Origin of the sequence: Actinopolymorpha sp. B11F2 (assembly GCF_040195635.1) — a bacterium.
Classification (GTDB): Bacteria; Actinomycetota; Actinomycetes; order Propionibacteriales; family Actinopolymorphaceae; genus Thermasporomyces.
Genome location: NZ_JBEFTX010000006.1, coordinates 89,054 through 110,459, shown reverse-complemented (window position 1 = coordinate 110,459; position 21,406 = coordinate 89,054). Strand labels below are relative to the sequence as shown.

23 protein-coding genes are annotated in these 21,406 nt (G+C 70.7%); 17 read left to right on the top strand and 6 right to left on the bottom strand.

The features are described from left to right. Positions 1-4 precede the first annotated feature (4 nt). The 7 genes from ABN034_RS13270 (at position 5) to ccsB (ending at position 7,402) form a co-directional block, all read left to right on the top strand. Entirely contained in the window at positions 5-382 is a 378-nt protein-coding gene (locus ABN034_RS13270; protein ID WP_349691303.1) for a nuclear transport factor 2 family protein, read from the top strand. 670 nt (positions 383-1,052) lie between these two features. Beyond that, on the top strand, positions 1,053-2,342 hold the full coding sequence (gene hemL / locus ABN034_RS13265) for a glutamate-1-semialdehyde 2,1-aminomutase (protein ID WP_349691506.1): 1,290 nt from the start codon (positions 1,053-1,055) through the stop codon (positions 2,340-2,342). A 91-nt stretch (positions 2,343-2,433) separates the two neighbouring features. After that, on the top strand, positions 2,434-3,090 hold the full coding sequence (locus ABN034_RS13260) for a histidine phosphatase family protein (protein ID WP_349691302.1): 657 nt from the start codon (positions 2,434-2,436) through the stop codon (positions 3,088-3,090). 77 nt (positions 3,091-3,167) lie between these two features. Next, the gene (locus ABN034_RS13255; RefSeq protein WP_349691301.1) at positions 3,168-3,761 is read left to right on the top strand and encodes a TlpA disulfide reductase family protein; all 594 of its coding nucleotides are present in this window, start codon (positions 3,168-3,170) and stop codon (positions 3,759-3,761) included. A gap of 62 nt (positions 3,762-3,823) precedes the next feature. Further along, complete coding sequence (locus tag ABN034_RS13250; protein WP_349691505.1) at positions 3,824-4,570, top strand: cytochrome c biogenesis CcdA family protein; 747 nt, start codon at positions 3,824-3,826, stop codon at positions 4,568-4,570. Positions 4,571-4,625: 55 nt separating this feature from the next. Continuing rightward, positions 4,626-6,311 carry a cytochrome c biogenesis protein ResB gene (gene resB / locus ABN034_RS13245; RefSeq protein WP_349691300.1) on the top strand — a complete coding sequence of 562 codons (1,686 nt, stop codon included), beginning with the start codon at positions 4,626-4,628 and terminating at the stop codon, positions 6,309-6,311. Next, a complete protein-coding gene (gene ccsB, locus ABN034_RS13240; RefSeq protein ID WP_349691299.1) occupies positions 6,308-7,402 on the top strand; it encodes a c-type cytochrome biogenesis protein CcsB in 1,095 nt (364 codons plus the stop codon). The genes resB and ccsB overlap by 4 nt, the downstream gene beginning before the upstream one ends. Positions 7,403-7,456: 54 nt before the next feature. On the opposite strand, the gene ABN034_RS13235 is transcribed toward ccsB, so the two are convergent. Together ABN034_RS13235 and ABN034_RS13230 are read right to left on the bottom strand one after the other, a co-directional pair. After that, positions 7,457-8,695, bottom strand: coding sequence for a phosphotransferase family protein (locus ABN034_RS13235; protein WP_349691298.1), 1,239 nt, complete (start codon positions 8,693-8,695; stop codon positions 7,457-7,459). Between the two features lie 48 nt (positions 8,696-8,743). Further along, positions 8,744-9,118: a PLD nuclease N-terminal domain-containing protein gene (locus ABN034_RS13230; RefSeq protein WP_349691297.1), complete on the bottom strand. Its 375-nt coding sequence runs from the start codon at positions 9,116-9,118 to the stop codon at positions 8,744-8,746. Positions 9,119-9,237: 119 nt separating this feature from the next. On the opposite strand from ABN034_RS13230, the gene ABN034_RS13225 reads away from it, so the two are divergent. Further along, the gene (locus ABN034_RS13225; protein WP_349691296.1) at positions 9,238-10,221 is read left to right on the top strand and encodes a threonine ammonia-lyase; all 984 of its coding nucleotides are present in this window, start codon (positions 9,238-9,240) and stop codon (positions 10,219-10,221) included. A 109-nt stretch (positions 10,222-10,330) separates the two neighbouring features. Then, positions 10,331-10,582 carry a DUF4229 domain-containing protein gene (locus tag ABN034_RS13220; protein ID WP_349330055.1) on the top strand — a complete coding sequence of 84 codons (252 nt, stop codon included), beginning with the start codon at positions 10,331-10,333 and terminating at the stop codon, positions 10,580-10,582. Positions 10,583-10,808: 226 nt separating this feature from the next. Here ABN034_RS13220 and ABN034_RS13215 read toward each other — a convergent pair whose 3' ends face one another. After that, entirely contained in the window at positions 10,809-11,006 is a 198-nt protein-coding gene (locus ABN034_RS13215; protein ID WP_349691295.1) for a hypothetical protein, read from the bottom strand. 92 nt (positions 11,007-11,098) lie between these two features. Here ABN034_RS13215 and ABN034_RS13210 point away from each other — a divergent pair, with 92 nt between their 5' ends. From ABN034_RS13210 to ABN034_RS13200, 3 genes are all read left to right on the top strand, one after another. Continuing rightward, complete coding sequence (locus tag ABN034_RS13210; RefSeq protein ID WP_349691294.1) at positions 11,099-11,338, top strand: hypothetical protein; 240 nt, start codon at positions 11,099-11,101, stop codon at positions 11,336-11,338. Between the two features lie 75 nt (positions 11,339-11,413). Next, positions 11,414-12,517 (top strand): L-cysteine desulfhydrase Cds1, encoded by a 1,104-nt coding sequence (gene cds1 / locus ABN034_RS13205; protein WP_349691293.1) that lies wholly within the window; start codon positions 11,414-11,416, stop codon positions 12,515-12,517. A 204-nt stretch (positions 12,518-12,721) separates the two neighbouring features. Beyond that, positions 12,722-12,946 carry a hypothetical protein gene (locus tag ABN034_RS13200; protein ID WP_349330057.1) on the top strand — a complete coding sequence of 75 codons (225 nt, stop codon included), beginning with the start codon at positions 12,722-12,724 and terminating at the stop codon, positions 12,944-12,946. A gap of 123 nt (positions 12,947-13,069) precedes the next feature. On the opposite strand, the gene ABN034_RS13195 is transcribed toward ABN034_RS13200, so the two are convergent. Further along, a complete protein-coding gene (locus ABN034_RS13195; RefSeq protein ID WP_349691292.1) occupies positions 13,070-13,954 on the bottom strand; it encodes a 1,4-dihydroxy-2-naphthoate polyprenyltransferase in 885 nt (294 codons plus the stop codon). A 105-nt stretch (positions 13,955-14,059) separates the two neighbouring features. Here ABN034_RS13195 and ABN034_RS13190 point away from each other — a divergent pair, with 105 nt between their 5' ends. After that, positions 14,060-14,938 (top strand): GNAT family N-acetyltransferase, encoded by an 879-nt coding sequence (locus ABN034_RS13190; protein WP_349691291.1) that lies wholly within the window; start codon positions 14,060-14,062, stop codon positions 14,936-14,938. Continuing rightward, a complete protein-coding gene (locus tag ABN034_RS13185) occupies positions 14,935-15,798 on the top strand; it encodes an arylamine N-acetyltransferase family protein (protein WP_349691290.1) in 864 nt (287 codons plus the stop codon). The genes ABN034_RS13190 and ABN034_RS13185 overlap by 4 nt, the downstream gene beginning before the upstream one ends. Positions 15,799-16,080: 282 nt before the next feature. Here the strand turns inward: ABN034_RS13185 and ABN034_RS13180 are convergent, their stop codons facing one another. Further along, positions 16,081-17,280, bottom strand: a complete 1,200-nt coding sequence (locus tag ABN034_RS13180; RefSeq protein ID WP_349691289.1) for an AMP-binding protein — start codon at positions 17,278-17,280, stop codon at positions 16,081-16,083. Positions 17,281-17,366: 86 nt separating this feature from the next. On the opposite strand from ABN034_RS13180, the gene ABN034_RS13175 reads away from it, so the two are divergent. Further along, complete coding sequence (locus ABN034_RS13175) at positions 17,367-18,329, top strand: o-succinylbenzoate synthase (protein ID WP_349691288.1); 963 nt, start codon at positions 17,367-17,369, stop codon at positions 18,327-18,329. Next, positions 18,326-20,098, top strand: a complete 1,773-nt coding sequence (gene menD, locus ABN034_RS13170) for a 2-succinyl-5-enolpyruvyl-6-hydroxy-3-cyclohexene-1-carboxylic-acid synthase (RefSeq protein ID WP_349691287.1) — start codon at positions 18,326-18,328, stop codon at positions 20,096-20,098. The genes ABN034_RS13175 and menD overlap by 4 nt, the downstream gene beginning before the upstream one ends. Positions 20,099-20,437: 339 nt before the next feature. Here menD and ABN034_RS13165 read toward each other — a convergent pair whose 3' ends face one another. Continuing rightward, entirely contained in the window at positions 20,438-20,677 is a 240-nt protein-coding gene (locus tag ABN034_RS13165) for a hypothetical protein (RefSeq protein ID WP_349691516.1), read from the bottom strand. On the opposite strand from ABN034_RS13165, the gene ABN034_RS13160 reads away from it, so the two are divergent. Then, positions 20,627-21,250, top strand: a complete 624-nt coding sequence (locus tag ABN034_RS13160) for a GNAT family N-acetyltransferase (RefSeq protein WP_349691286.1) — start codon at positions 20,627-20,629, stop codon at positions 21,248-21,250. The genes ABN034_RS13165 and ABN034_RS13160 overlap by 51 nt on opposite strands. Positions 21,251-21,406: the final 156 nt, after the last annotated feature.

The following is a 21,406-nucleotide window of genomic DNA, read 5'->3' as shown; positions in this document are numbered from 1 at the left end:
GCCGATGGCGCAGGGCATGCCCGAGCGGCTCGTCCGGGCGTACTTTGACGGTTGGCTCGCCGCCGATCGCGACGCGATTCTCGCCACCCTCCACCCCGCGTGCGTGGTGATCGAGTCGTACGGGCCTGTCTACCGTGGCATCGACCAGATGGCCCGGTGGATCGATGTGTGGCTCGCCCCCGGCAACCGGGTCACCCGCTGGGACATCACTGCGCTCGACGCCACGAGCGACGCCTGTTTCGCCGAGTGGGACTTCCAGTGCCGCTACGACGGTGAGATCGGCGGCTTCGAGGGCGCCACCGTCGCCCGCCGGAGCGGCGACAAGCTCGCGTATCTGAGGGAGTACGCCATCACGGCGCCCCGCTATGACTGGCAGGGGTAGGCGGTCGGCGCCCCGAGAATGACCACGCTGCCCATGCGTATGGACCTTCGAAAGCTGTCGACACCTGTTCCGGCTCCTACAGGCGCACTCAGCGTGGTCATTCTCCGCGGAGGAGTCCTACCCCGGACATGGAGGGGCCGCCACGGCGCCCGGTCGGGGGGGAGGTAACCAGGCGCCGCGGCGGCCGAGGAGGCCCGGCGCGCCCGGGGGGGTGAGGGCGCCGAGCCAGTCGCGGGACCGCGGCCGTGTGGCCTTACGGACTACGAAAGGCGTTTTTGGGTGTGGTCGAGCTCGTCGACGAATTCGAGGTTGACATAGGTCGATCCGTCATCGAGACGATAGCGGCTGGTGGGCCGACAACGTAATACGGCCGCACGCTGCACCGCCGGTGCCCTTCAGCGGTCCCCCGTGTCATCCTGACCTCCCGTAGCTCACGACTCACCATACGTCGCGGCCACGCCTCTTTGAACCCCGAACCCATCGCCGATTCAACGACGGGGACTGCGAGTGGTTACGGCCGAGATCGCAAACGGGTCGACGCCCTTGTCGGCGAAATTTTCGGAAGAGAGACAATGACGCGGTGACCGAGCCTCGTACCCCTGTCCCGGGCGCCACCGCCCCAGCTGAAACCCCAGCTCAGACCGCACAGGAGCCGCTCACGTCGCGGTCGTTGTTCGAGCGCGCACAGGCAGTCACGCCCGGGGGTGTCAACTCCCCGGTGCGCGCGTTTCGGGCCGTCGGCGGCACCCCGAGGTTCATCACCCGGGCGTACGGCCCTTATCTGGTGGATGCCGACGGGCGTGAGTACGTCGACCTCGTGGGCTCGTGGGGGCCGATGATTCTCGGCCACGCACACCCGGAGGTGGTCGAGGCGGTGACCGCGGCCGTGGGTGCCGGCACGTCGTACGGCACGCCGACCGTGCCCGAGGTGGAACTCGCCGAGGAGATCGTGAGTCGTACGCCGGTCGAGTCGGTGCGGTTCGTCTCCTCAGGAACCGAGGCCACCATGTCGGCGATCCGGTTGGCGCGAGGCGTGACGAACCGCACCAAGATCGTGAAGTTCGCCGGCTGCTACCACGGCCATGTCGACGCACTCCTCGCTTCGGCGGGTTCGGGTGTCGCGACCTTCGGCCTCCCTGACACGCCCGGTGTCACGCAGGCGCAGGCCGCGGACACCGTCGTTGTTCCGTACAACGACCGTGCGGCCGTGCGTGCGGTGTTCGCCGAGCACGGCGACGAGATCGCGGCCCTCATCACCGAGGCGGCGCCGGGCAACATGGGAGCGGTTCCACCCGAGGAAGGCTTCAATGCCTTCCTCGCCGAGACCTGCCGCGGACACGGGGCTCTGTTCATCTCCGACGAGGTGATGACGGGCTTCCGGGTCAGCCGGTCCGGATGGTACGGAATCGACGGTGTGACACCCGACCTGATGACGTTCGGAAAGGTCATGGGTGGTGGCTTCCCGGCCGCGGCGTTCGGCGGCAGGGCGGACTACATGGCGCAGTTGGCGCCGGCCGGCCCGATCTACCAGGCGGGCACGCTGTCCGGTAACCCGGTGGCGACGACGGCCGGTCTCACCACGCTCCGGCTCGCGACCCCTGACGTCTACACCCGGCTGGACGACACCGCCGCCGCTGTGGGCGAGATCGTCGGCACCGCCCTTGCCAAGGAAGGCGTTCCGCACCTCGTGCAGTACGCCGGAAATCTCTTCAGTGTCTTCTTCGTCGACCCGGACGAGTTGCCCCGGGTGCGCAACTTCGCGGAGGTCCGCAGCCAGGCGGCGTACCGGTTCCCCGCGTTCTTCCACGCGATGCTCGAGGGTGGCGTCCATCTGCCGCCGAGTGTCTTCGAGGCGTGGTTCGTGAGCGCCGCGCACGACGCCACCGCCCTCGACCGGATCGCGGCCGCGGCACCGGTGGCCGCCCGCGCGGCGGCGGCTGCCCAGGCGCCTGAGAAGTAGCTGGACCAGCCAGCTTGAGAAGTAAGAGCCGACCGAGAACCAGCTGTCCGAGGAACCACGAGCCGACCAAGAGGAACGGGTGGGAGCGCCGGTGACGCCACCACGTACGCTCGTCCATGTGCTGCGGCATGGCGAGGTGGACAATCCAGGCAAGGTTCTCTACGGCCGGTTGCCGGGCTACCGGCTGTCCGAACTGGGCCGGAAGATGGCCAAGCGGGTGGCCGACACCCTCGCCGGCAGAGACGTCGTACATCTCCGGTCGTCTCCGCTGGAACGCGCACAGGAGACGACCGAGCCGCTGGCCGCGGAGTTCGGGCTGTCCGTCACGGTTGATGATCGGCTGATCGAGGCGGCCAACGTCTTCGAGGGCCGGACGTTCGGCGTCGGTGACGGCTCGTTGCGCCGACCGTCGTCCTGGCGGCATTTGCGCAATCCGTTCCAGCCGTCGTGGGGCGAACCGTACCGCGCGATCGTCGTACGCATGCTGGGCGCGTTGGGCGATGCCCGGCGGGCGGCGGAAGGGCATGAAGCGGTGCTGGTCTCCCATCAGCTGCCGATCTGGACACTGCGGTCTTATGTCGAGGGACGCCGGCTCTGGCACGATCCTCGCAAGCGTCAATGCACCCTTGCCAGTCTCACGACCTTCACCTATGACGCGGATCGGCTTGTGTCCGTTGACTATTCCGAGCCGGCGGCCGACCTGTTGCCGGTGACCGCCACGCCGCGAAAGTTCGTCGCGGGGGCGTGAGAGTGTTGCGTTCCACGGCCCACGTCCGCACAGCCTTGCTCCGGCTGTGCCCCTCACGGAAGGCAATCGGTCCGGCGGTGCCTGTCCTGGCCCGGGTCGGCGCCGCGGTCATCGGGCTGGTTCTGCTGGTGGCCTGCACAGGTGGCGGGAGTGACGACGGCACCGGCGGCGGTTCCGGAAACGCCAACGCCCGGTTCGTCTCCGGGAGTGGGACGGTCACCACCATCCCGCCGGCAGAGCGTCAACCCGCGCCTGCTCTCGCGGGAAAGACCCTGTCTGGCAAGCGGATCAGCCTCGCCGACTTCGACGGCAAGGTCGTCGTCCTCAACGTCTGGGGCTCGTGGTGCGCGCCGTGCCGGAAGGAGGCGCCGGATCTCGTGGCGGCGGCGAGGACGCTGAAGCCCGCCGGCGTGGAGTTCCTGGGCGTCAACACCCGCGACAACGACCCGGGACCGGCGCGTGCGTTCGTGCGTACGTTCAAGGTGACGTATCCGAGCGTCTACGACCCGAACGGCGAACAGCTGTTGGGGTTCCGTGAGACGCTGCCACCCAGCGCGATCCCGTCGACGCTCGTGATCGACCGTCAAGGCCGGGTTGCGGCCCGCGTCCTCGGCACCCTCAGCCAGCGGACGCTGGAACAGCTCGCCACCGATGTCGAGGAGTCCGGGTGAATCCCGCCACCATCGTGGCCCTGGGGTCTCCCGGGTTCAGCATGGGAGCAACGGCCGGGTCGGTGGGTGACGGCTTCGCCAACGTCGCGATGAACGGCTCTCTCATGCTGGCGATCCCGGTGGCGCTGCTTGCCGGGTTGGTGTCGTTCCTCTCCCCGTGCGTGTTGCCGTTGGTGCCGGGCTACCTGTCCTATGTCACCGGTCTCTCCGGCGCCGACCTCGCCTCAGGTGCGCGCGGACGGATGGCAACTGGGGCGCTGCTCTTCGTTGCCGGGTTCGCGATCGTGTTCGTGTCGGCGGGTGCGTTGTTCGGGGCGTTGGGGACGTTCCTGGCCGGCAACGCCGGTGTGCTGACGACGGTGCTCGGCGTGGTCACGATCCTGCTCGGTATGGCCTTCCTGGGGCTCGTACCCTGGCTCCAGCGCGACTGGCGAATCCATGGTGTGCCCGCCGTCGGGCTTGGCGCGGCACCCTTGCTGGGCGTGCTGTTCGGCCTGGGATGGACGCCGTGTATAGGGCCGACGCTCGGGGTGGTCGCGACGCTGGCGGTCAACGAGGCGACCGCCGGCAGGGGCGCCTTGCTCATGGCTGCGTACGCGGCCGGGCTCGGGGTGCCGTTCGTCCTGGTGGCCGTGGGGTTCCGCCGGTTGCTCGGTGGACTGGCGTTCGTCCGCCGGCACCATGTCTGGGTGACCCGCGCCGGCGGTGCGTTGCTCGTGATCGTCGGACTGCTGATGGTCACCGGGGCCTGGAACGGCGTGATCGGGCCGATGCGGCAGTGGATCAGCGACTTCTCGACGGTGCTGTGAGGTTGGCCCGTGGAGGATGCGGCCGTGCGTGGGACGGAGCGGAGGTGAGGCGCGGATGACGCAGACGCAGGTGCGAGACGAGACGGCGCGCAATGACGCTCCGCCGCCGCTGCGTCCCTTCGAGCTGGCCCGGTGGGCATGGCGGCAGCTGACGTCGATGCGTACCGCCTTGTTGTTGCTCTTCCTGCTGGCGCTCGCGTCGATTCCGGGCTCGATCATCCCGCAGCGGCAGGTGAACCCGGTCGCGGTCGCGGACTTCGTGCGTGCCAACCCCGGACTGTCCCGATGGTACGAACGCTTCGAGCTGTTCGACGTCTTCGGGTCGGCGTGGTTCGCCGCGATCTACCTTCTGCTGTTGGTGTCGTTGCTGGGATGCGTGATCCCGCGGGCAGCGCTGCACTGGCGGGTGGTGCGGTCGCGACCGCCGAGGGCTCCCCGCCATCTCGACCGGCTGCCGGAGCATCGCAGCTGGACAACCAGCGGGGCGCCCGACGACGTGCTCGCCGCAGCCGCGAAGGAGCTTCGTGGGTTGCGCTATCGCGTCGACCGCAGCGCCGACTCGGTGGCGGCCGAGCGAGGGTATCTGCGCGAAGTGGGCAACCTGGTCTTCCACGTCGCGATCGTGGTGGTCCTGGTCGGTGTCGCGGTCGGCAGTCTCTTCGGCTTCCGCGGGACCGCACTGGTGGTGGTCGGCAACGGTTTTGCCAACACGGTGACGCAGTACGACGGCTACCAGAGTGGCGGACTCTTCCGGAACAACCAGCTGCCGCCGTTCGCTCTGACCGTCGACGACTTCCGGGTGCGCTTCGAGACGCGGGGCGAACAGCGCGGCTCGGTCCGGGCGTTCAACGCCGCACTCACCTACACCGAGCGGCCGGGGGCGCCGAAGCAGTCGTACGACCTGAGTGTCAACCATCCGTTGCGGGTCGACGGCGCCCAGGTCCACCTGATCGGGCACGGTTACGCACCGCGGTTCACGGTGCGCGACGGCAACGGTGACGTGGCGTTCTCCGGACCGGTGCCGTTCCTGCCGCAGGACGGGCGGTTCACCTCGACCGGGGTCGTGAAAGTGCCCGACGCCCGGCCCGAGCAGCTCAGCTTCCAGGGATTCTTCCTGCCGACGGCGGTGGTGGATCCGCAGCGTGGCCCGGTGTCGGCGTTCCCGGATGCGCTGCGGCCGTCGGTGTTCCTCACGGCGTACCGGGGAGACCTCGGGCTGGACTCTGGCGTGCCGCAGTCGGTCTATCGGCTCGAGACCAGGACGTTGACGCAGTTCCGGTCGGCGCCCGGTGAGCCCTTCCGGCTGGCGCTGACGCCCGGCGAGCGGGCGGCGCTGCCGGATGGGGCGGGCAGCATCACGTTCGACGGGTACGCCCGCTGGGTCAACCTGCAGGTCAGCCGTAACCCCGGCGAGCCGGTCGCGCTGGTGGGCGCGGTGCTCGCGCTCGGCGGGTTGCTACTATCCCTTGTAGTACGTCGCCGTCGGGTCTGGGTCCGGGTGACCGAGGACGGCGGGCGTACGGTGGTCGCGGTCGCCGGGCTGGATCGAGCCGAACCAGGCCTGGGGTCGCGCGGAGCCGGCGCTGCCGGTGCGGCGGCCGACGGTGCGGACGTTCGAAAGGCCGTCGGCGACGGCGGCGCCGACAGTGGGGGCACCGCCAGCGACCTCGCGATCGAGATCGACAAGCTCGCCGCCGGGCTTCAGGCTCGCACGGCACCGGTCAGGGAGGAGCAGGAGTGAGCGCGCTCGCTGCTTTGTCGGACAACCTCGTCCACTCGGCGACAGTCGTCCTCGCGCTGGCGATGGTGGCGCACGCCGCGGAGTGGGCGTTCCTTCGCGAACGCCGTACGGCACCGGATGCCGCGACCAGCCGCTCCGGGGCAAGGCGCAGCGCGGCCGAGTCCTCGGGCGCCGCCCTCTCGGCGGAGACCGACGCCAGGGGCGGCGACACCGTTGTAGCGGTGCTCGAACGCCCGGACGCTGGTCGCTCTGGCGAGGGTCCTGGACCCGCCCACGCCGGTCCCGCTGACACCGGTCCCGATCACGCTCATGCTGGCGGTGGAGACGGAGCGGCGGGCGCTCAGTCGCTCCGTACGGCGATGTTCCACCGGATCGGCCTCGCGCTCACCATCCTCGGCACGATCCTGCTGGGTGGGGGTGTGGTGTCGCGTGGCGTGGCGGCGGAGCGGGTTCCGTGGAGCAACCTGTACGAGTTCGCGATCACCGGCAGCCTGGTCATCGCCGTCACCTACCTCGTGACGCTGCGGCGGCTCCGGATCGGGTTCCTCGCCCTTCCGCTGGTGGGGTTCCTCCTGGTCGTGCTCGGCATCGCGATCACCGTTCTCTACCTCCCGGTCTCGGGCCTCATCCCCGCGCTCCAGTCGTACTGGCTGGTCATCCACGTCTCCGCGGCCGTCACCGCGACCGGCGTGCTCACCCTCGGCGCGGTGGCGAGCGTGCTGCAGATCGTCAAGGCCAGGCAGGAACGCCGGGGAGGGGGCGGCTATGTCGCGCAGCTTCCCCCGGCGGCCACGATCGAGCGGACGGCGTACCGCCTGAACGCCTTCGCGTTCCCGGTCTGGACGTTCGCCCTCATCGCCGGCGCCATCTGGGCCGCCGCGGCGTGGGGACGCTACTGGGGCTGGGACCCCAAGGAGACCTGGATGTTCATCACCTGGGTCTGCTACGCCGCCTACCTGCACGCCCGGTCGACGGCCGGCTGGCGGAGCCGCGCATCGTGGATCGCGCTCGTGGCTTACGCCGCCCTCCTCTTCAACCTGATCGGCGTCAACTTCCTGATCAGCGGCTTCCACTCCTACACAGGCAAGTAGCGGTTCGCGTCGCCGTCGCCGTTGCTGGCGCGGGGAGAGCGTACGCGGCCGACGCTACGTCTTCCCAGCCGCGAACGCAGGGTAGAGCGGGAGCGGATCGACGACCTGCCAGGCACGCCGGGCGGCGGCACGGGCCGGATCGGCGAGGCGGCTGCGCAGGGCCGCAAGCTCCGGTTGACGGTCCGCCGCGTCGGCGAGTTCGGCCAACCGCTGCAGGAAGATCTGCCGGCGCGAGCCGAAGGTGAAGTCGTAGGCATCCCAGTGGGACCGGTCGGCGCCGGTGGGTTCCAGGGCGGCCTCGAGATGCCAACTGGCGTTGAGCAGCGCCCAGAACGCCGCGCACGCGTTGAGGGCGGCGTGGAAGTCGGCGTCGGAGGTCGCCCGCCCTCCCGCCGCCAGCCGGTCCCGGTAGCGCTGCACGAGGTCCTCGGCGAGGTCCGGCACGAGCCGTCGTACGCACCAGCAGGTCGGCATCGTCGTGCGAAGGTAGGCCACGTCGAGCAGGGCGTGCCGGGCGTCGGCGAACTCCACGTCGAACAACCGCAGCCTGCCGCGCTCGTCGACCCGGTTGTTGTCGGGGCAGCAGTCGTTGAGGCTGAACGCCCGCCACGGCCCCGGATCGTCCAGGACCGCGTCGATCCACGCGACCGCCTCCGCGACGTCGCCGTCGAGGTCGATGGTCGGATCGAGGATGCCGAGTGGTGTCGTCAGGTCGCCGAGGCACTTGGCCGCCGAGAAGCCGTGATGCGCCGGGGCCGTTGTGCCGAGGCGGGAACGGAGGTCGTCGTAGGCCTCGGTGCGTCCGAACGTCGCCAGGTGGACCTCCGCCAGCGCGTCGACGTAGCCGTCCAGTCCGGCACGTGCCTGCTCGGCCGAGGTCCCCAGCAGGAGGTTGGCGAGGCTCGGCCCGGCGCCGAGGTCCTCCATCACCACGAAACCCAGCGCGGCATCACCGCCGTAGAACGCGGGTACGGCCGTGCACGGCGTGGGCAGGGACGACAGGAACTCCAGGCCGGCCCATTCGTTCCACAGTCTTGCTGCCGGGCCGTAGGGATCCGCGTCGTCCTTGTCGAACTCGCCGCCGTCACCGCGGTGGGCCATCTTCACGACGGCGCTGGCGAGCGGCGATCCGTCGTCGAGCAGAACCCGGGCGACGAACGCATGGCCGTCATGGTTGAGGATCTCCTGGCCGACCACCGCGACGGTCTTGCCGACATGTCGGCTGAGAAGCTCCGCGGCGCGGGTGCACACCTTCTCCGGAAGGGTCGGCCGCGCGACATGCTCGCCAGTCATCCGGTGAGAGTAGAGCGCCCGACCCGAGGTGTCACCTGTGATCCGTGGTCAGCCCGCCGGGTCGCTCGGGTCGCTCCTGTCCTCGCGAGGGTCCAGGTCGCGCTCGCGGCGTTCGAGATCGGCCTGCCACTGCCGCAGGCGTTCGTCCTCGGCCTCGAGGCGGCGTTCCTTGAGGCGGCTGAGGAACTCGGGGTTGTCGTCGGGCGCGACCATGGTCGGCGACGTCGGCCGCGACTGCGAGCCCGCCCGTGGTCGGCCGGCGAGGAGCCAGCCGAGCGGACCGAGGAACGGTACGCAGACGATGACAAGCGCCCAGAGCGGGCGCGGCATGGTGCGCACGCCCTCGCGGCGGCTCTGCACCAGGTCGACCAGGCAGAAGACCACCAGGACGATGGCGACCAGGACCGGCAGCACTCGGGGCACCCGGAACCCTCCTCACATGCGGCGTACGACAAAGCCTGCGCATGAGCGTAGCCGCCATCCCGCGGTGGGGTGAACCTGTCCAGCGCGCCGCCCTGCGGCGCGGCCGGTAGCGTCACGACATGGGCGAAAGACAGGATTTGGTGGGCCTTGCCGAGGTTCGTGCCGCCGCCGAGCGGATCGATGGCAGGGTCGTCCGGACCCCCCTGGTGCCGGCGCCCTGGGCCGACCACGACCCCACCCGGCCGCTCTGGCTGAAGCCGGAGAACCTCCAGGTCATCGGGGCGTTCAAGATCCGCGGCGCGCTCAACGCGGCCGGCTCACTTGCCGAGGCCGAGCGGGTGCGGGGGATCGTCACGCACTCGTCGGGCAACCACGCCCAGGCGGTGGCGATGGCGGCGCGGCTCTTCGGGGCCAGGGCGTACGTCGTCATGCCCGACACCAGCCCGCCGGTCAAGGTCGCAGCGACCCGGGCGCTCGGCGGAGAGGTGATCCTCGTGCCCCCCGCCGAGCGGGAGTCACGGGTGGCGGAGCTGGTGGCCGCCCACGGGTATGCGTACGTTCCCCCGTTCGACGATCCGCGGATCATCGCCGGGCAGGCCACGATCGGGCTGGAGATCATCGCGGACCTGCCCGAGGTCGCCACGGTGCTCGTGCCGGTCGGTGGCGGTGGTCTCGTGTCCGGTGTCGCGACCGCGGTCAAGGCGCTCCGGCCGGACGCGCGAGTCATGGCGTGCGAACCTGAGCTGGCCGGCGACCTGGCCGAGAGCATGCGGGTGGGCGAGCGGCGGACGTGGCCGGTCGAACGTACGTACCGGACGATCGCCGACGCGCTCCGCGTCTGCGTGGGTGAGCTCGCCTGGGAGCACGTCCGCGCGCGGGTCGACGGTGTGCTCACGGTGTCCGACGACGCGATCCGGGCGGCGGTCGGCTCCCTGGCGGTGCGGTCCCGGCTGGTCGCGGAACCAGGTGGTGCGGTGGCCACGGCGGCCTACCTCGCGCATGCCGCGGATCTGCCGGCCGGCCCGGTTGTCGCGGTCGTGTCGGGAGGCAACATCGAACCGAGTCTGCTCGCGGAGCTGGTCGGCGCCGTGGGGTCGGGCTGAATTGTGGGCCCGGGGCCCCGACGGACCGGGGAGCGTGCCGGCAGCGGTGCGCCCGTGGAGCGGGGCCCTCAGCAGACGCGATGAGCGGCTGACGTACGCTGCGACTGTCGTGCGTACCTTCCTCGTCTACACACTCCTCCGGCTCGCCATCTTCGCGGCGTGCTTCGGGATCCTCTACCTGCTCTTCGGCAGCGAGACCTCACCGTGGTTGGTCGCGCTTCCGGCCCTGCTGTTCACGTCCGGATTGTCCTGGTTGCTGCTGCGACGGCAGGGAGTCGAGGCGGGGCGGGCGCTGTCCGGCGGGATCCGTTCGGTGCGGGGACGCATCGACGCCGCCACCCGCAAGGAAGACATCGACTGAGCCCTTCTCGAAGCGCCACGCGGGATCAGCGCGAGCGGTCGACGGCGCCCGAGGAGTCGGCGGGTGAGGGAGTCGCGGTCGGAGAGAAGTTCGTCGCAGGCGGTACGCAGGCAGGTCCGCACCTTCCGGATGTGCCGCGCCACTTCGATGCCGTTCATCTCGATGGACCTGGAACAGCAGCGGGGTCTCCATGCCACTCGAGAAGTGCCTGGACTCGGCGACGAGATCACAGTCCTCGAGTCACGTCCAGCCGCGGAGCACAGCAGGGGGCGGGCGTACGACCAGGACAGGTTGGTCGGGCCGAGGCGAGCGGCAGGCTGTCGAGGTCGGGGACGTCGACCAGGTGGACGTTGCCGTACCCGCTCGAGTCGGTCGTGAACAGCACTTGCCGGTTGTCCGGCCGCAGCCGGGGATGGACGTGCACGGCACTGGATGTGGAACGAACCCCGGTGGTTGAGCAGCACCCGAAGTCAGTCGAAGCCGTCACCGTGACGCCGCCACAGCAGCAGCCGCCGGTTGTCGCGACTGCAGGTCGAGGGCGACGAGGTCCCGGCCGTGCGAGAAGTACGCCTCCTCGCGGACCGGATTCTTGCTGGCGAACAGGACGACGTCTCGCCCGGAGGCGGCGGCTGGTCGAGGTCGGTCAGCTGGGTGATCTCGCCGGAGGTGAGGTCGACGCCGAAGAGGTTCGTCCCGTTGCCCCGGTCGGGTTGGCAGGGTGGCGACGGCGTGGCGGAGTGGCGACGGCGTGGCTGACGCGCCGCAGGCATGCTCAGCGTGGTCATTTGCTGGAGTCCCGGCGGGCACCGGCCCCGGGGTTAGCCTGCTGACATGTCATGTTTCGGCGTACGGAGGGCGAAGCACCCGCCGCCCGACCGCGCCTGGGTCGCCGAGGCGATCCGCCGGGTAGAGGCCGACGCCAACCGCAGCGCCGACACGCACCTGCACGTGTTCCCGCTGCCACCGGAGTGGGGCATCGAGCTCTATCTCAAGGACGAGTCGGTCCATCCCACCGGCAGCCTCAAGCACCGGCTGGCACGGTCACTGTTCCTCTACGCGCTCGCGAGCGGCTGGATCGGGGAGGGGACGACCGTCATCGAGGCGTCGAGCGGCTCGACCGCGGTGAGCGAGGCGTACTTCGCCCGCCTTCTGGGGCTGCCGTTCGTGGCGGTGATGCCGGCGTGGACGAGCCCGGAGAAGATCGCCCTGATCGAGTTCCAGGGTGGGCGCTGCCACCTGATCGACGACCCGCGCGGGATCGACGCCGAGTCGCGCCGGCTCGCCGAGGAGTGCGGCGGCCACTTCATGGACCAGTTCACCTACGCCGAACGCGCCACCGACTGGCGGGGCAACAACAACATCGCCGAGAGCATCTTCGAGCAGCTGAGCGCGGAACCGCACCCCATCCCTCGGTGGATCGTCGTCGGGGCAGGCACGGGTGGCACGAGCGCGACGATCGGGCGGTACGTGCGGTATCGCCGCTACGCCACCCAGGTCTGCGTCGTCGACCCGGACGGCTCGGCGTTCTTCCGCGGCTGGTGTGAGGACGACCCGTCGTGCACGGCGGAGGGGTCGCGGATCGAGGGGATCGGGCGGCCGCGAGTGGAATCCTCGTTCGTGGCCGATGTGGTGGACACGATGATGCGGGTACCCGACGCGGCGTCGCTTGCGGCGATGCGGTATCTCGCGGCGGTGACGGGGCGGCGGACGGGCGGGTCGACGGGCACGAACCTGTGGGGCGCGCTGGCGCTGGTCGCGCGGATGCTCCGGGACGGGGACCGCGGCAGTGTGGTGACCCTGATCTGCGACGGCGGGGACCGCTACGCGCACACGTACTACGACGACTCGTGGGTGGCGCGGCAGGGCCTCGACCTCGAGCCGTACGCCAAGGTTTTGGAGAGGTTCGGCGCCACGGGCGAGTGGATGACGCCGTAGGCGGTGTGCCGTGCGGGTCGGGTAGCTGTGCGGCCGGATAGCCGTCCGGGTCGGGTAGCTGTGCGGGTGGGCTCTCCGGTGGGCGGGCAGGGGCAGCTGTGCGTTGCCGGGAGGGCGGGTTGCCGCGCCGAGGGTCTCCCAGACGCTCCGCTCCGGTGTCCCCACCGCCGGTTATCCCGGCGCTCCTCGGGGTACCGATCGTTTATGAACGACAATCCCCGTCACGACCCCGAAGGCACCGACAGGTGGACGAAGGAGGACGCGACCCCCGGCGAGGATCCGCGCGAGATCGACCGCGAACAGATCAATCCGGAGTACGTTCGCCGCCTCCAGGAGCATCGGGCCGTCACCCACGCCGACGAGGAGACCGACGCTGCGGACGAGATGGGGACCAGCGCGACCACTCACGACCCGACGGAGCGCGACTGAGCCTGCATCATCTCAACGGCGGGAGCTGCGCCTTCCGCGCGGGGCTGCCTCCCTGTTCCAACGCCCATGATCATGAAAGCAATCGGCCTAGCGCGCACAAATCCTTCATGGTCAGGATCATGATCACGGGGTGGTGGCGGACAGGGCGAGGGCCAGGGTGAGCAGGAGGGCGAAGACGAGTTCGGCGAGACCGGTGTCACGCAGGACCGCCACCAGATCCCGCCCCCTGGTCCCGTGGAGGACCTGACGGAGGGGCCGCCGCGCCAGTCCCAGCGCCAGCAGGGCGAGAAGTGTCCACGGTGTCGTGGTGAGCGCGAGAACGACGACGACGGCGTACGCCACGACGTGCAGGCCGGCGTACAACAGTCGGGTGCGGCGGTCACCGAGCACCACCGCGAGCGTGCGCTTCCCGCTGGCGGCGTCGGTCGGGATGTCGCGCAGGTTGTTCGCGACCAGGATCGCGCACGTGAGTGACCCGATCGCGATCGCACCGCCGACCGCCGGCCAGGTGACGCGGAGCGCCTGGACGTACGCCGTGCCGACCACCGCCATCAGCCCGAAGAACACGAAGACGCTGACCTCGCCGAGCGCGTGGTAGCCGTACGGGCGTCGGCCGCCGGTGTAGAACCACGCCGCCCCGATCGCCACCGCGCCGAGGGCGAGGAGCCACCACGCGGTCGTGAGGGCGAGTACGAGTCCGCAGACCGCTGCCACCGCGAAGCAGGCGTACGCCGCTGCCTTCACCGCGGCGGGTGTCGCCGCTCCCGAGCCGACGAGGCGTTGCGGGCCGACCCGGTGGTCGTCGGTGCCGCGGATCCCGTCGGAGTAGTCGTTGGCGTAGTTCGAGCCCACCTGCAGCGCGAGGGCCACCGCCAGGGCGAGAACTGCCTTCCAGGCAATGAACGAACCCGCCGCCGCGGCCGCTCCGGAGCCGACGAGGACTGGCGCGACGGATGCCGGGAGGGTACGCAGTCGTGCGCCTTCGAGCCACTGTGCGGGGGTTGCCACGAGGAGCGAGTCTCTCAGCCGATCTGTGCCTCTCCCCGCCCGGGTCAGAGAGCGCTGGTCGAAATCCACTGCGGTCTGCATGAAATTGTCGAATAAGGTATGTTCATGCAGATGTCGCACGAGATCACCTCGATGGCCGAACTCCGGCGCAGTTGTTCAGGCGACGGACTGCTGCTGTGGGCGAGCCAGGGCCTGCCACCGGGACGGCCAGGTCGACGGCCAGGTCACGGAGTGCGGCGGGTGCGCGCCTGGCGGCGCGGTGACGCCGTCGCGGTCGCGGCGCCCTTCCTTTCCTGCCGGGACCGGCTCGCGATCCACGGCCCGGCCGACCAGGTGGCGCCGCTCGTCCGTGACGTACTGGCTGAGGTCGGCACGACGTTCCGGCTGATCGGATCGGAGGATCTCGTGGCCGCGGTCGCCGACCGGATCGACGAGCTCGCTCTCCTTCGTACGTTCGGCTGGATGGAGACCGACCGCCCGGCGATCCGGACGGCGGGCGGGAGCCGGCAACCGGCCGAGGTCGCGCGGTGGCTCGACTCGTCGTGGTCCGCACCGGTCGCCGAACTCCTGGCCGAGACCTATCCGGGCTCGTACGCCCGACCGGGGCTCGCGGGGGTACGCCGATGGGCGGGTGCGGTCCCGTCCGACGGCATCCTCGCCGCTGTCGCGGCCGATGCGTGGTCGGCGCCGGACGTGGGCTACATCGCCGGAGTCGTCGCGCGTACGCAGCTGCAGGGGCAGGGCTACGCGGCCGCCGCGTTCCGACTGGTGCTCGACACCCTCGTCGCCGAGCACGGCAGGGCCGCCCTGATGGTCGCCGCCGAGAACGCGCCAGCGGTGCGGCTGTATCGCCAATGCGGGCTGAGCTGGCGATCCCTCGCCGCGGCCGGCGTGGCGTCCCGCCACAGCGTCATCCGAGGCGACCGCACCCCCGTCGCCGAGAGGATCAGCGACCAGGCGTGTATGACAGGCTCGGGCACGTGAAACTCCAGGCGTTCGACGTCGATCTCCGCGACCGCTACCTGCGCCACCTCGGCTTCGCCGCCGGTGAGCTGCCCGGACCACCCTCGTCCGCGCTGCTCCGGCGGCTGCACCACGCGCAGCTCGACAGGGTGCCGTACGAGAACCTCGAGATCCAGCTCGGCCGGCCGACGACGATCGACCCGCGGGAGTCGGCGAATCGGATCGTCACCGGACGAGGCGGCTACTGCTACCACCTCAACGGTTCCTTCGCGGCGCTCCTGCTGAGCCTGGGGTTCGACGTCGCGTTGGCGCGGGGCGCGCCCGTCGACCCGAGCGTGGACCCACCGGCGTGGGGGGCGCACATGGTGCTCCTGGTCAGGATCGGCTCCGAGACGTGGATCCCCGACGTCGGCCTCGGGGACGGCTACCGCGACCCCATCCCGCTGGTGGCAGGAGGCCCGCTGGTGCAGGGGCCGTTCGCGTACCGGCTCGAGCAGGTGGGTGGGCCGTTCTGGCGGTTCCACCACGATCCGCACGCATCGATCGCGGGGTTCGACTTCGACGTGACGCCGGTTCCGCTCGGGGCCTTCGCGGCGATGCACCGGTACCTGCCGAGGTCCTCGGAGTCGTCGTTCGTCCAGAAGCTCGTCGTCCAACGTCGGTGGGCTGAATATGCGCTGACGCTGCGGGGTTGCGTACTGACCCGGGCCGATGCCGGCGGGCGGTCGAGCCGGGATGTCGTGAAGGAGCGGGAGTGGACGGCGCTGCTGCACGAGGAGTTCGGACTTCGGCTGTCCGACGTCGACGAGGACGTGCGGCGTGCGTTGTGGACGCGGGTGCGTACCGCTCACGAGGCCTGGGACCGCGCCGGCCGCCCGTGATGGGCCCTCCCTCGTGATCATGTTGGTGATCACGAAGGCTCCGTGGACGTATGGCCCCGTTTCCCTTCACGGATCGGTTTCGCTTCATGAAGAGGCGGGGGATGTGCGGTGCGGGCGCGAAGCGGCGACGCCAGCATGAATTCGGTCATGAATGCGCCGGAGTCTCCAAGGTGTTCAGGGCGAACGCGCGGGTCATGAAGGCGTTCCGGGTCATGAAGGCGTTCCGGGTCATGAAGGCAATCGGGCACATAGCCCGTTCTCGCTTCATGATCACGATCATGATCACGGGAGCAGGGCGGCGCGGTCGAGCTTCCCGGACGGGAGCAGCGGGAGGGCGTCGACGACGATGACCTCGCGAGGGGCGTACGCACGGGGATGCCTCGCCGCCACCACGGCCCGGACGTCGGCGAGCGAGGGAGGCGTCGCGCCGGGACGCAGGACGACGTACGCCACCACCCGCGCACCCCACTCGGGATCCGGCCGCCCGACCGCGGCGACCTCGGCGATGCCGGGCACGGACGCGACCGCCCGCTCGACCGCGAGCAAGGGCACGTTGACACCGCCCGAGACCACCACGTCGTCGAGCCGGCCGAGAATCTCGAGCCGGCCGTCACCGGCCCACCGGCCCAGGTCATCGGTCATGTGCCACCCGTCAGCGAGAGCCGCGGCGGTGAGGTCGGGACGCAGCCGGTACCCCGCGAACACCACCGGTCCGCCGATCCGCACCCGCCCATGTCCCCCGGTCACCGGCGAGAGGTCGACCGGCACACCGTCGAGGGGGCGCCCGTCATAGACGCAGCCGCCGCAGGTCTCGGTCATCCCGTACGTCGTCACCACCCGCACCCCAGCGTCCCGCGCCCGCTGCAGCAGGGCGGGCGCACTCGCCGCACCGCCGAGGAGGACCGCGTCGTAGGTCCGGAGCGCGTCGACCGCCACGGGCCCCGCGTCGAGCAGGCGTACCAGCTGGGTCGGCACCAAAGCGGTGTAGCGCCGGACCGAACCCACTGCCGGCAGCGCGGCCGTCGCAGCACGGAAGGCCTCCGGCGTGAACCGCCCCGCCAGCGGGACGGGCATCGTCCCCGCGGCCAGCGACCGCACCAGTACCTGGAGACCCGCGATCCGGCTGACCGGCAACGCGAGCGTCCACACACCCGGACCACCCAACCGGTCCAGCGTCGCCCGCGCCGAGTGCAACAACGCCGACGCGGGCAGCAGCACGCCCTTCGGCTCCCCGGTGGAACCCGACGTCGGTAGGACGACCGCGATGTCGTCGCGTTCGAGGGGTTCGTCCGTACGAAGCATCGAACGGATCTGTTCCACGCCGCCCCCGGCCGACACCGGGGCGACGGCCGGGCCACGGCCCTCCAGCGCCGCTGCGAGGGCGTCCTGCAGGTGGGTTACGGACGCGCCGCTCCGGGCCGCGCCGCCCACATCGCCCGCCTCGTCGACGACGACCAGCCGGAATCCGATCTTGGAAGCCACAGGGCTAGGCTACGAGCCACTCCCGTGACACTCCGTCACAGGTTTCGCGGAGCCGTCCGGCGCGACAGATACGGAGGGTACGTTTCATGATCATCCGTGGAGACGGCGCCATCCACGTCTTCGCGGTGGCGATGCGCGCGAAGTTCCGCGGAATCGACGTACGCGAGGGGCTCCTGGTCCAGGGCCCGGGAGGTTGGGCCGAGTTCAGCCCGTTCTGGGACTACGACCACGCGACCTGCGTTCCGTGGCTGCGCGCGGCGCGTGAGGCGGCCTACGACATCTGGCCGAAGCCGCTCCGCGACCGGATCCCGGTCAACTGCACGGTTCCCGCGGTCGATCCCGCCCGTGCGCGGGCGGTGGTGGCCGCCAGCAACGGCTGTCGGACCGCGAAGGTCAAGGTCGCCGAGCCCGGCCAGACCGAACACGACGACCTCGCCCGGGTCGAGGCTGTCCGCGAGGCGCTGGGGCCGGACGGCCACATCCGCGTGGACGCCAACGGTGCCTGGGATGTCGACACGGCCGTCACCATGATCGGACGCCTGGACAAGGAGGCGCGCGGGCTGGAGTACGTCGAGCAGCCGTGCGCCAGCGTCGAGGACCTCGCGAAAGTACGCCGGAAGGTCGGCGTACCCATCGCCGCCGACGAGTCCATCCGCCGCGCCGAGGACCCCTACCGGGTAGCCCGACTGGACGCCGCCGACGTCGCCGTCCTCAAGGTGCAGCCGCTGGGAGGGATCCGGGCCGCCCTTCGGATCGTCGAGCAGATCGGGCTCCCGGTCGTGGTGTCGAGCGCGCTGGAGACGTCGATCGGACTCGCCACCGGCGTGGCGCTGGCGGCGGCGCTGCCGGATCTCCCGTACGCCTGCGGACTGGCCACGACGCAGCTGTTGAGCGCCGACGTGGTGGCGGACTCGTTCGTACCGGTCGACGGTGCGCTTTCGGTCGTGCGCCCCGGTCCCGATCCTGACCTGCTCGGAGCCGTAGCCGCCGACGCCACGACCCACGCCCGATGGATCGACCGGCTGGCCGCCGTGGAGGCGCTGGCATGAACCCCTCCACCGCGCTCGCTCGGGTATTCGTCGACGAGCTCTGGCGCAGTGGGGTCCGCGAGGCTGTGCTGGCACCGGGTTCGCGCAACGCGCCGCTCGCGTTCGCGTTCCACGCCTCCGACGCCAGGGAACAGATCCGCCTGCACGTCCGCATCGACGAGCGGGCAGCCGGCTACCTCGCGCTCGGCCTCGCGAAGGTGAGCCGCCGGCCCGTGCCCGTCGTGTGTACGTCGGGAACCGCCGCCGCCAACCTGCATCCGGCGGTGCTGGAGGCGCACCACTCCGGTGTGTCGCTGGTCGTCCTCACCGCCGACCGGCCGGTGGAGCTGCGTGGCGTCGGGGCGAACCAGACGACCGACCAGGTGAAGCTCTACGGCTCGGCGGTTCGGATGTTCCACGAGGTCGGGGCACCGGAACGCCGGCCCGGCCAGAATGCGTACTGGCGCGGGCTCGTGGCGCGTGCCCTCGCCGTCGCCCGCGGCTTTCGCGACCGCGACCCGGGGCCGGTCCACCTCAACCTGGCGTTCCGGGAGCCGCTCGTCCCGGATCCGGGCGATGATGCGACTGCCGCTGATCCGGGTGCCGTCGCCGACTGGCCGGAGTCCCTGGAAGGGCGGGCGAACGGTGGTCGTTGGACCCGGATCGAACGCCTCGCCACCGAACAGATCGCCTGGCTCGAACGCGGCCCGCGCACCGTCGTCGTCGCCGGTGACGGTGCCGACGCCCAGGCCCGCTGGCTCGCCGAGACCGCCGGGTGGCCCCTGCTCGCCGAACCCACCAGCGGCGCCCGCTCCGGACCGAACGCCCTCGGCCCGTACCGCCTGCTGCTCGACGCGGGCACACCACTGAACCAGGCGATCGAGCGCGTCGTCGTCTACGGTTGGCCGACCCTCTCCCGGGCGGTGACGAAGCTCATCACCCGTGATGACGTGATGCTCGTCGTGGCCGGCCGGCGTCCGGCGTGGCCGGATCCTGGCCATCAGGCGTACCGCGTCAGCGCGGCGGTCGCGCTCGAAGGCACCGTCGACGGGGCCGGACGTCGCGAGCCGGACGACTGGCTGACGGCGTGGCTCTCCGCCGACCAGTGCGCCCGGGTCGCGGTGGAGGAGGTACTCGCCCGGGAGCCGGCCTTCAGTGGCCTGCACGTGGCCCGCGACGTGGCCGCCGCGGTGCCCGGAGGCGGACTGTTGGTGGCCGGGTCGTCCAGCCCGGTCCGCGACCTCGACCTGGCGGGCGCGCCGTGGACGAACCGGCTGGTCGACGAGGGAGGCCGGATCGCGCATCGGGACCACCGGAAGGTGATCGGCAACCGGGGGCTCGCCGGCATCGATGGAACGCTGTCGACGGCGATCGGTGCGGCGCTCGTGCACCGGACCGGACCCGCGTACGCGATCGTGGGGGACCTGACGTTCCTGCATGACGCGAACGCGCTCGTGCGAGGGTCGTACGAAGCACGCCCCGACCTCACCATCGTGGTGGTGAACGATGACGGCGGCGGCATCTTCACCACCCTCGAGCAGGGGCAGCCTGCTTACGCGGATGCGTTCGAGCGGGTCTTCGGCACCCCGCACGGTGTGGACCTGGAGGCGCTTGCCCACGCGACGCGCACGCCGTACACGCTGGTGCGGACCCGGCGCGAGCTCCAGGCCGCAATGTCGCGGTCGCGCGGCCTGCGGATCGTGGAGGTACGCACGGACCGGTCCCGGACCCGCGAGCTCCACACCCGCCTCGCCCAGGCCGTCCGGACCTCCGTCGCCAGCCTCCGCTGAACCCCGCCAGCCTCCGCCGGTACCCGCCTCCCCGCCTCCGCCAGCCCTCGCCGGTCCCGTGATCATGATCGTGATCATGAAGGATTTGCGTACGTAGAGACCGCGTTTCTTTCGTGATCATGGGCACACCTCTGTGTGGCGCCGCCCAGAACCTGGTTGATCGACACCGCAACCCCACGTCATGCTTCGGCATATGCGCTGCGAGACGACATCGGACCCGGGAGAGTTCTGGGCGGCCGCATCCGAGTTCCTCAGTGCCGATCCGGTCCTCAACAGCGTGATCATCACCAACGTTCTCGGCCGGCGGTCGGGTGCGGTGACCGATCCCGCGCCCGCAACCTACCTCGCCGTCCTCGACGACGCCGGCGTGGTTGTCGGGGCCGCCATGCGTACGCCCCCGTTCGCGGTGACTGTCTCGTCGCTGCCGCCTGGCGCGGCGGAGTTGGCCGTCGACGCGCTGTTGGCGGCCTGCCCCGACGCGTCGGGAGTGATCGGGCCGTCGGCCACCGCCACGGCCTGCGCGACGGAGTGGGAACGCCGGACCGACGACACCGTGACGGTACGGATGCAGCAGCGCATCTACCGCCTGGACGTCGTACGCCCGCCGGTGCAGCCGACCGGGTCGATGCGCCGCGCGACCGAGGCGGACATCGACCTGATCGCCGCGTGGGGAGAGGCGTTCCACCTCGAGGTGGACGCCGGTCCGGTGGGGGCTGGTCCGGTGGGGGCTGGTCCGGTGGGGGCCGGTCCGGTGGGGGCCGGGTCGGCGGAGGCTGGTCCGGCAGAGCGACACGCGGTCGGGCCGCTTTCGAAGGAAGAACAGCGCTGGAGCGACGCCGGGCCGAGCTGCGGGTGGGCGAGCGACGTGCGTATCTGTGGGAGGACGGCGGCGAACCGGTGTCGTACGTCGGTGCCACCAACCCCGCAGGCGGCATCGTCCGGGTCGCGCCGGTCTACACCCCGACCGACAGGCGCGGTCGTGGCTATGCGAGTGCACTCGTCGCCGGTGTCAGCCAGGCCGCGCTCGACGCCGGCGCGACGGCGTGCTCGCTCTATACCGACCTCGCCAACCCCACGTCGAACAAGATCTACGCCGCGGTGGGCTATCACCCGGTCTGTGACGTGACCAACTACCGCTTCGGCGATCGATAGGCAGGCCCTGGTCTGCCATCCGTTCGTCGCCACGCGGCGATCATGATCATGAAGGAAAATCGGCGCATACGTGCGAAGAGCCCTCATGATCACGGGACAGTCGGCGGTTCGTGAGTGGGGCAGGCTAGGCTTGGCGAGGCTGACTCACCGACAACG

Bases quoted from the DNA above. Each gene is read 5' to 3' on its own strand.
- ABN034_RS13270 (WP_349691303.1), top strand. From the start codon at position 5: ATGGCGCAGGGCATGCCCGAGCGGCTCGTCCGGGCGTACTTTGACGGT.
- resB (WP_349691300.1), top strand. From the start codon at position 4,626: ATGACGCAGACGCAGGTGCGAGACGAGACGGCGCGCAATGACGCTCCG.
- ABN034_RS13235 (WP_349691298.1), bottom strand. From the start codon at position 8,695: ATGACTGGCGAGCATGTCGCGCGGCCGACCCTTCCGGAGAAGGTGTGC.
- ABN034_RS13225 (WP_349691296.1), top strand. From the start codon at position 9,238: ATGGGCGAAAGACAGGATTTGGTGGGCCTTGCCGAGGTTCGTGCCGCC.
- cds1 (WP_349691293.1), top strand. From the start codon at position 11,414: ATGTCATGTTTCGGCGTACGGAGGGCGAAGCACCCGCCGCCCGACCGC.
- ABN034_RS13200 (WP_349330057.1), top strand. From the start codon at position 12,722: ATGAACGACAATCCCCGTCACGACCCCGAAGGCACCGACAGGTGGACG.
- ABN034_RS13190 (WP_349691291.1), top strand. From the start codon at position 14,060: ATGCAGATGTCGCACGAGATCACCTCGATGGCCGAACTCCGGCGCAGT.
- ABN034_RS13175 (WP_349691288.1), top strand. From the start codon at position 17,367: ATGATCATCCGTGGAGACGGCGCCATCCACGTCTTCGCGGTGGCGATG.
- menD (WP_349691287.1), top strand. From the start codon at position 18,326: ATGAACCCCTCCACCGCGCTCGCTCGGGTATTCGTCGACGAGCTCTGG.
- ABN034_RS13165 (WP_349691516.1), bottom strand. From the start codon at position 20,677: ATGCGCTGCTGCATCCGTACCGTCACGGTGTCGTCGGTCCGGCGTTCC.